Origin of the sequence: Prosthecobacter sp. (genome assembly GCF_014879935.1) — a bacterium.
Classification (GTDB): Bacteria; Verrucomicrobiota; Verrucomicrobiia; order Verrucomicrobiales; family Verrucomicrobiaceae; genus Prosthecobacter.
Map to the genome: position 1 here is coordinate 82,631 of NZ_JACSRD010000154.1, position 9,068 is coordinate 91,698.

Consider the following 9,068-nt stretch of genomic DNA (forward strand, 5'->3'; position numbering starts at 1 on the left):
CCCTCCTGAGAGCGGCGGCGTTAGTTTCACGCGCAGCATGAAACTTTCGGAAAAAGCCCTGCTCTACCGCGAACTGGCCAAGCTGGTGGGCTCGGATTTCCACCTCGACCGCTCGATCAACCTGCTGCTCAAACAGAAGCCATCTCACGCGCGGCAAACCTGGCTGCTCGGACTCCAACGCGGGCTCAGCGAAGGCAAGAGCGTGACCGAATCGCTCACCAGCGAATGTGGCAGCTCCACTGGTGCCCTGGAACTCGCCCTCATCGACGCCGGGGAGCGCAGCGGACGTCTTGCGGATGGCTTCAGGCATCTCGCTCGTTATTTCGAAGCTTGGGACGTGGCGGTGCGCCAGGCGCTGGGTGCAACGCTTTACCCGCTGGTGCTCGCTCACCTCGGCATCGTGCTGCCGGAGTTGCCCGCCATCGTCACCGCCTCGCTGCAAGGCGAGCCGTGGTCGCTGCGGGCGGTTTTCATGCCGCTGGCCGTGCTATGGCTGATCTTGTTGAGCTCCTTCCTGCTCTGGCGCTGGCTGTCACGTCTGGGAGCCACATCGGCTGCGGTCGATGCCTGGCTGGGTCGCATCCCGCTGATCGGCAGCGTGCGCAGGCATTGGGCGCTGGCCCGCTTTGCCCAGGTGTTTCACGCCTGCCTGCTCGCCTCCATGCGCATGACGGAATGCATGACTCTCTCCGGTGCCGCCTCGCACAGCGGCGTCCTGCGCCGAGCGTCGCAGGATGCGGCGCAACGGATCGCAGCCGGTGCCACCATCGCCGGGGCGATGGCAGATGTGCATGGTTTCCCGCTCCTGTTCGTGCATGGCATGGCCACGGCAGAGGAAACCGGCACGCTGGACCACGAAATGAACCGCTGGGCCGCCGCCGAGACCATCGAGGCCGGAGATTCCATCCAGCGCGCGGCCTTGTGGCTGCCAAAGATCGCCTACGGCATCGTGGTGCTGTATGTGGCTTATCGGATCATCGACATGGTGGCTGGCTACTACGGCGGCATGCTGAAACAGATCGACGCAATCTGATCTCCGGCGAAAAAGCCGCAGCGGAGGGCAAATAAATCGCGTCCGACCGTGAAAATGCTTTACCCTGCTGCCGAATTGCGCTTTCTGTTCGCCCGAACAGCTTTCATTCACCACCCAACACCACTCCCACCATGGCCAGAGCCCCCAAAGAATCCGCCGCAGAGCCGAACACGAACAAAATCGCCGAGGCCCGCGCCCGGAACCTCGATCTGGCCATCCAGCAAATCCAAAAGGACTACGGCGAAGGCGCCATCCTCCGCATGGGCGAGGAGCAGAAGACCGACATCGCGGTCATCCCCACCGGAAACCTGCTCATCGACCAGGCACTTGGCATTGGCGGCTTCGCCCGCGGCCGTATCATTGAAATCTACGGGCCGGAATCGTCTGGTAAAACCACGCTGACTCTCACCTGCATCGCCCAGGCGCAGAAAGCCGGCGGTCTGGCCGCCTTCATCGACGTGGAGCATGCCCTCGATCCCAATTACGCACGCCGCCTTGGGGTGAAAATGGACGAACTGCTCGTCTCCCAGCCCAGCAGCGGTGAGGAAGCCCTGCGCATTTGCGAGACGCTGGTGCGCTCCAATGCACTCGATGTGGTCGTCATCGACTCCGTGGCCGCCCTGGTCACCCGCCAGGAACTCGAAGGTGAAATTGGCGACAGCACCGTGGGTGCGCAAGCCCGCCTGATGAGCGCCGCCCTGAGAAAGCTGACCGCCATCATTTCCAAAGCCCGCACCTGTGTCATCTTCACCAACCAGATCCGTGAGAAGATCGGCGTCATGTTCGGAAACCCCGAAACGACCCCGGGCGGCAAGGCGCTCAAATTCTACGCCAGCGTGCGCGTGGACATCCGCCGCATCGGAGCGATCAAGACCACCGACGGCACCGTCACCGGCAACCGGACGAAGGTCAAAGTGGTGAAAAACAAGCTCGCACCGCCTTACACCGAGGCTGAGTTCGACATCATGTACAATGAGGGCATCAGCAATGTCGGTTCCCTCCTCGATCTGGCGATGGATTTTGACATCCTGCAGAAACGCGGCTCGTGGATCAGCTACAAGGGCACCCAGCTCGCCCAGGGCCGTGACGCCGCGAAGGAAGTCCTGCGCAACGACGCCACCGTGTATGGCGAGATCGAGGCCGCCGTGAAGGAGAAACTGGCCGAAAAGAAGGGCGACCTTCCTGCGAAGAACGGCGCTTCCGGCTCGGATGAGTGACCCGGCCGCCGCCAGCCTCCTCGTTTGACTTTCGCTGCGCCGTGCGCCTCCTTCCGCGGTCACTCTCCGCGATTCGTATGGCTAAGCACGGCCAGCAAAAGCAGGAATCCTCCGCGAACGATGCCCAGTCGAAGAGCGGTGGCAGGCAGGCTGTCGTCGAGCTCTGCGAGGTTTCGACCCGTGGCTTGGTATTCTGGACGCGGCATCGATTTGACATCGGAGCCGAGGTCCAGGTCCGGATTCATCGTTCCACGCTGCCTGCGGCACTGCAAAACGACGCTGGCAAAACGGAGGAATGGGTCACACTGAAAGGCCTGGTGGTCGAATGCCCGGGCCGGCGGCGTGAGGATGGATCATCCGGCTTCCAGGTGTCGCTGCTCATCGAGGACATGGCCGCCGCCTGTGCCGGGAAACCCACCGTCCGCTCCACCATGCGCTGGATCGAGACGCCGCTGCCCTGGATGAGCCGGTTTGGCCTGAACTGAGGCCTCAAACGAACTCGACGCTGAAAAAGTCGAGCATCACCTGCCGGTAAACGCTCCGCTTAAATTTGGGCACCCAGTCCAACTGAAACTCGGACGGCTTGATCCATTTGAAGCTCGCGAATTCGCGATGCGTGGCATCCAGGTCGAAATCCTCGTCAGCGCCGGCAAAACGACAGAGAAAGTAGGTCTGCTCCTGGCCGCCGTAGATGCCGTATTTCAGCCGTCCTTTGGCAAAGGCGTAACGGTAGCCATCACGGCGCTGCACAATCTCCAGCAAGCCACGTTTCACGCCGATTTCCTCCTCCAGTTCGCGAAACAGGGCTGTCTCGGCATCCTCGCCTTCGTCAATGCCGCCCTGCGGGAACTGCCACGCGCCTTTGATGTTGATGCGCTCCGCCACAAAGATGTCTCCATTCGCCCGCTGGAGGATGGCGGCGACGTTCGGTCGATAGACGATGGCTTCGGCGGGAATCATGACGTTTTCAGCAAATCACAGGCCAGACGGATGACGCATCGTGTAACCCTTGGTCGGTCGCGAGCGGCTGCTCCAGCGCGGGCCGTCACTCGTCCGGTCATTGTATCCCGTGTCCAGCCGCAGGCCGGCGATGGTGATGAAGACATGGCCCTTGCGGGCATACACGGTGATCCACTTGCCTTCTCCACTGCGGCCAAAGCCGCGGAACGCGCCTGAGACGGTCGGTTCATCCAGCTTTCCGGCCGCGTGCAGCACATACGACACAGTACCGGAGCAGTCATAGGCGCTGTCTTCAAAGCGGCCGTGACCGCCGCCACGGCGGTAAGGCTTGGTGCAGATGCGGTTCCCGGCGGAGATCGCACGCAGGACATCCGCGGGGGCGTTCGCAGGCGGCACAGCCCTGCCGCCGATGATGATCGCCGTCTTCCCCGGCGCATACTTGTACTCCCACCGGCTGCCCGCTTTGGAACCGCACTGGCACAGCAGCACACACAGCACTGGCAGCAGAAGAAAAACGGGAGGTCGGGACATGGGCCGGCCATCGTACGCACGGCGTTGGAAATGACAAGGCGCGCAACACCGTCTTGCCTTGTTTTCAAAGTACCGCCAGAATCTCCGTCCCATGTTCCGCCGTCTCGCCGCCCCACTGCTCCTGGCTGCCGCCGTTTGCGCAGCCGCCTTCTCCGCCCCGTCCGCCAAGCGCAAGATCCTCTTTTTCACGAAATCCAGCGGCTACGAGCACAGCGTCATCTCGTGGAAAAACGGCCAGCCAAGCCACGCCGAAAAGGTGCTGCTGGAACTCGGAGCAAAGAACGGCTGGGACTTCGAGTTCTCGAAGGACGGCTCCAAGTTCAGCAAGGACTACCTCGCCCAGTTCGACGCCGTGTTCTTCTACACCACCGGTGATCTTTGCAGTGAAGGCACCGACAAAAACCCGCCCATGTCCCCTGAGGGCAAGCAGGCGCTGTTCGACTACGTGAAGGCCGGCAAGGGTTTTGTCGGCACGCATTCCGCCAGCGACACCTTCCACACCAACAACGAGTCGCAGAAAGGCCCCGACCGTTATGTGAACCATGGCGACAAGGCCGATGCGTATGTCCGCTTCCTCGGTGGCGAGTTCATCAAGCACGGCAAGCAGCAGGACGCGAAGAACACCGTGACCAACGCGAAATTCCCCGGCTTCGAGAAAGTCGGCGCGACCTACGGCTTCATGGAGGAGTGGTACTCGCTGAAGGACTTCACGCCGGACATCCACGTCCTCAGCGTGATCGATGCCCCGGCCATGGAGGGCAAGGAATACGAACGCCCCGCTTACCCCAGCACCTGGGCACGCAAGGAAGGAAACGGCCGCGTCTGGTACACCGCCATGGGGCACCGCGAGGACGTCTGGACCAACCCGATCTTCCAGGACATCCTCATTGGCGGTATCAAGTGGGCTCTTGGCGATGTCGAGGCTGACGTTTATCCGAACCTCAAGGAAACCGCGCCCGGCGCGATGACCAACCCGCCTTACGTCGCCCCGCCGCCGCCGAAGCCTGAAAAAAAGTAGTCCAGTTGCGCCGCAACTGGTCCTTCTAAATCACATCAAACCTCCAGTTGCAGCCCAACTGGACTACTCTTCAAGCTCATGCCCAAACCACTGCAAATTCTCATCTGGATCGCCATTTCCGCCCTCGGAGCCGGCGCTGTCGCCTTTTCCGCGCTTCACAAAGGCGAAACCATCAATGCGCTCTGGCTCGTGGTGGCTGGTTTGTGCTCGTTTGCCGTGGCGTATCGCTTTTACAGCAAGTGGCTCATGACAAAGGTGCTCGTGCTCGACTCGCATCGTGCCCCGCCCGCCGTGACGCACAAAGACGGCAAGGATTTCGTACCGACGAACAAGTGGGTTGTCTTCGGTCATCATTTCGCCGCCATCGCGGGACCGGGACCGTTGGTCGGGCCGGTGCTTGCGGCGCAGTTTGGTTATCTTCCGGGCATGCTGTGGATCTTGATCGGTGCCACGCTCGGCGGTGGCGTGCATGACGCCATCGTGATGTTTGCCAGCATCCGCCGCGGCGGCAAGTCCGTGGGCCAGATGCTGCGTGAAGAGGTGAATCCGGTCGTTGGCATTGTCGCGATGGTCTCCATCCTCGCCATCATGACCATCCTGCTCGCCGTTTTGGGCCTCGTGGTCGTCAAAGCGATGGCGGAGAGCCCCTGGAGCCTCTTCACCATCGCCATGACCATCCCCCTGGCTCTCATCATGGGCGTGGCCCACACCATGTTCAAAGTCAGCGTCCGCAATGTGACCATCTTCGGCATTGTTGGACTTCTCGTCAGCGTGTGGGCCGGCAGCCGGCTCCATGAATGGGGCATCGAAGGCTGGTTCGACCACAAAGGCGAGTGGCAGGCCAAGGCGATCATGATTTATGGCTTCGCGGCCTCCGTGCTTCCGGTGTGGATGCTCCTCGCGCCGCGAGACTACCTCAGCACTTTCATGAAGATCGGTACGGTGGCCGTTCTGGCAGTGGCGGTCATCTGGGTGGCTCCGGAACTGCACATGCCGAAGCTCACCAAGTTCATCGACGGCACCGGCCTCGTCTTCGCGGGCACGGTGTTCCCGTTTGTGTTCATCACCATCGCCTGCGGTGCCATCTCCGGCTTCCATGCGCTCATTTCCTCCGGCACCACGCCGAAGCTGCTCGATAACGAGTCGAACATCCGCAGCGTCGCCTACGGCGCGATGGTCACCGAGATGCTCGTGGCCCTCATGGCGCTCGTCGCGGCCTGTGCGCTTCAACCCGGCGAATACTTCGCCATCAATGCCGGCATCAACAAGACCATGGCTCCCGAGCAGGTCGTCAGCACGGTCACTGCGGCAGGATTCCCCGTCACCGTCGCCGGCATGGACAAGCTGGCCGCTGACATTGGAGAAAAGACCATGTTTGGCCGCGCCGGCGGTGCGCCGACCTTCGCCGTCGGCATGGCGCAGATGTTCGCCCGCGCCTTTGGCGAGAGCTGGATGAGCTTCTGGTATCACTTCGCCATCATGTTTGAGGCCCTCTTCATCCTCACCACCATCGATGCCGGCACCCGTGTGGGCCGTTTCATCCTCCAGGACTTCCTCGGCGGCATCTGGAAGCCGCTTGGCAACACCCGAAGCCTGCCCGCCAACGTCTTCGCCAGCGCGTTGCTCGTCGCGAGCTGGGGCTACTTCCTTTATCAAGGCGTGGTCGATCCGCTCGGCGGCATCAACACGCTCTGGCCGCTGTTTGGCATCGCCAACCAGCTCCTGGCCGTGATCGCTTTCTGCCTCGGCACCACCATCCTCATCAAGATGGGCAAGGCACGCTACCTCGCCGTCACCGCCATCCCGCTCGTGTTTCTCATGAGCGCCACCTTCAGCGCCGGCTACATCAAGATCTTCGACAAAGACCCGAAGATGGGCTTCATCGCCGCCGCCAAGTTCTTCGGGGACAAGGTCGCCGCCGGCGGCACCCCGCAGCAGATCAAGGAATGGGCCGCGCAGCAGTTCAACTTCACTGTCGATACGGTTGTCACCGCCTTCTTCCTCGCCGCCGTGGCCATCATCTTCCTCGGCTGCCTCATGGAGTGGATCAAACTCCTCAGCGGCTCGAAGAAGGCCGTGCTGCATGAGGAAGCCTACGTGGCGCTGCCGGAAGGAACGTGAATGTCGCGTCAGCGTCCTGGAGTGCTCCAGCCCTCTGGAGCTTTCCGTGAACCTGGAGACTTTCGAAAGCGCCGGAGGGCCGGCGCACTCCAAAACGCTGACGCGTTCTTTGCAAACGCCCCGCTTCTCGCCGCGTTCTTTGCGCGCCATGCGCACCACTCTCGCCCTTCTCCTCTCCACTTCCCTTCTCTCTGCTGCTGACTGGACCGAATTTCGCGGCCCGGGTGCCCAGGGGCATTCCGATGCGACAAACCTCCCTCTGACCTGGAGTCCCACATCAAACATCGTGTGGAAGACACCCGTGGCCGGGGTGGGCTGGTCATCGCCGGTGGTGGTCGGCACGCGCATCTTTTTGACCTCGGCCGTGTCCCTCAGTGGCAAGGAGGAGGCCACGGCGGACCGTTCGCTGCGCGTGATCTCGCTCGACGCGACGAATGGCAAGTCCTTGTGGGATGTGGAGCTGTTCCAGGCCAAGTCACCGCGGGCACATCGCAAAAACAGCCACGCCAGCCCAACCGCTGTCTTTGAGGACGGACTGCTCTACGTCCACTTCGGCCATCTCGGCACCGCCTGCCTCGACGCGGCCACGGGCGAGACCATGTGGGCCACGCAGGAGTTCGCCTATTCGCCCGTGCACGGTAATGGCAGCAGCCCGGTGCTCTGTGAAGACCTGCTCATCTTCTCCGCCGACGCGGAAAAGGAACCGAAGGTCATCGCCCTCGACAAAAAGACCGGCAAACAGCGCTGGGCCTTCGCCCGTCAATCGGACGCGAAGAAGAAATTCTCCTTCTGCACGCCGCTCCTCATCGACGTGAACGGCCAGAAGCAGCTCATCACCCCCGGCAGCGGCGTGGTGAACTCGCTCAATCCAAAGACCGGCGAGGAAATCTGGCGCTGCTATTATGGCGAGGGCTATTCCGTCGTGCCGCGCCCGGTTTACGCGCACGGCATGGTGTTCGTCTCCAGCAGCTACGACAAACCCGTGCTCAAGGCCATCAAGGTGGACGGCAAAGGAGACGTGACCGAGACGCACGTCGCCTGGACCATCGACAAGGCGGTGCCGCACAATCCCAGCATGGCCGTCATCGGCGATGAGCTCTACTTCGTGGCCGACAACGGCATCCTGACCTGTGCCGACGCCAAAACGGGCGCCATTCACTACTCCGAGCGCTGCACCGGCCCGATCTCCGCCTCGCTCCTCGCCGCCGATGGCAAACTCTACCTGCAGGACGAAAAGGGTCTTGGAGTCGTCGTGAAACCCGGCAAGACCTTCCAAATCCTCGCCCAAAACGACCTCGGCGAGCGCTCCCTGGCCTCCTACGCCGTGATCGATTCCGATCTCCTCATCCGCACCGAGGGGAATCTGTATCGGATCAAGAAGTGAGTTCGTGGGGGACCGTTTGACCGTCGGGGGTCGTTTCAAGAGCGCCGCGGCGATGATAGGGGTAGGAACGGCGCGTTGACCGCGCCGCCCCTCCCTCCAAACCGGACAGGCGGTTCTACCGCATCCGGCTTTCCAGTCGGAGATTGACTGCCTCAAGGATTGCTCCTCTCGATGGCAGACAGTTCATGACGCCAGAGGACGCATGAGGCAATCCATCCGCCAGCAAGCCTTTGTTTTGACTCTGTTCTGCACTCGCGACTTTGCTTCCAAAGCAGGTTGTTGACCTTGCGCCGATCAGCCCAGAGGGCACTAACGCAATGTTTGTGGCTTCGTCTCCACGCCTTTGAGTTCTCCTCCCTGCACTCCTTCGCTCCACGGTCGTTACCCGCTTCATCGCTACTATGGGTGCTCTGACTCCCGCACGGCTGCTTGGCGCAGTCCTCCCCCACGGGTCTCCTGTGTTTACGGCACGTTCCTTCCCTGGCATACGACCACCAACCACCCAAGTCTGCCCCGCCACAGGTTCCGTATCTCCCGTCGCGGACTGGTGCGCGGACGCACCAGGGCTTCGCCATTTGCTAGCAGGCTCGCCGTTTTGTAACTGAGGCCGAATCGTGTTCACTTTTGTTGTCGTCTGTCAGGTTCGTTCCTTTCGTTGCTCTCCACCCCGCCTCACGGCGACGCAGTTACTTCAAGTTCTCACCCAGAACACGGTTCCAGATGGCCGAGGTCTTCCACCCCGGAGGATCGTGACGCTCCACAGCGCACTAGCGCGGAATTCCGATTCCGCGAAGGCACCGACTC

General features: G+C 61.8%; 8 protein-coding genes. 6 read left to right on the top strand and 2 right to left on the bottom strand.

Going from position 1 to position 9,068, the window contains the following annotated elements; translation table 11 throughout:
• Positions 1 to 37: 37 nt before the first annotated feature.
• The 3 genes from IAE77_RS14555 to IAE77_RS14565 all read left to right on the top strand — a co-directional run bounded on the left by IAE77_RS14555 (position 38) and on the right by IAE77_RS14565 (position 2,735).
• Complete coding sequence (locus IAE77_RS14555; protein ID WP_294227667.1) at positions 38 to 1,033, top strand: type II secretion system F family protein; 996 nt, start codon at positions 38 to 40, stop codon at positions 1,031 to 1,033.
• A gap of 131 nt (positions 1,034 to 1,164) precedes the next feature.
• The gene (gene recA / locus IAE77_RS14560; RefSeq protein WP_294227669.1) at positions 1,165 to 2,250 is read left to right on the top strand and encodes a recombinase RecA; all 1,086 of its coding nucleotides are present in this window, start codon (positions 1,165 to 1,167) and stop codon (positions 2,248 to 2,250) included.
• Positions 2,251 to 2,291: 41 nt separating this feature from the next.
• Entirely contained in the window at positions 2,292 to 2,735 is a 444-nt protein-coding gene (locus IAE77_RS14565; protein ID WP_294227671.1) for a hypothetical protein, read from the top strand.
• Between the two features lie 4 nt (positions 2,736 to 2,739).
• Here IAE77_RS14565 and IAE77_RS14570 read toward each other — a convergent pair whose 3' ends face one another.
• Positions 2,740 to 3,210 carry an RNA pyrophosphohydrolase gene (locus tag IAE77_RS14570; RefSeq protein WP_294227673.1) on the bottom strand — a complete coding sequence of 157 codons (471 nt, stop codon included), beginning with the start codon at positions 3,208 to 3,210 and terminating at the stop codon, positions 2,740 to 2,742.
• Between the two features lie 15 nt (positions 3,211 to 3,225).
• Positions 3,226 to 3,741, bottom strand: coding sequence for a peptidoglycan endopeptidase (locus IAE77_RS14575; protein ID WP_294227675.1), 516 nt, complete (start codon positions 3,739 to 3,741; stop codon positions 3,226 to 3,228).
• 91 nt (positions 3,742 to 3,832) lie between these two features.
• Between IAE77_RS14575 and IAE77_RS14580 the strand changes: the two genes are divergently transcribed.
• From IAE77_RS14580 to IAE77_RS14590, 3 genes are all read left to right on the top strand, one after another.
• Complete coding sequence (locus IAE77_RS14580; protein WP_294227677.1) at positions 3,833 to 4,759, top strand: ThuA domain-containing protein; 927 nt, start codon at positions 3,833 to 3,835, stop codon at positions 4,757 to 4,759.
• A gap of 78 nt (positions 4,760 to 4,837) precedes the next feature.
• Positions 4,838 to 6,880 carry a carbon starvation CstA family protein gene (locus IAE77_RS14585; protein ID WP_294227679.1) on the top strand — a complete coding sequence of 681 codons (2,043 nt, stop codon included), beginning with the start codon at positions 4,838 to 4,840 and terminating at the stop codon, positions 6,878 to 6,880.
• A gap of 148 nt (positions 6,881 to 7,028) precedes the next feature.
• On the top strand, positions 7,029 to 8,264 hold the full coding sequence (locus tag IAE77_RS14590) for a PQQ-binding-like beta-propeller repeat protein (protein ID WP_294227681.1): 1,236 nt from the start codon (positions 7,029 to 7,031) through the stop codon (positions 8,262 to 8,264).
• Positions 8,265 to 9,068: the final 804 nt, after the last annotated feature.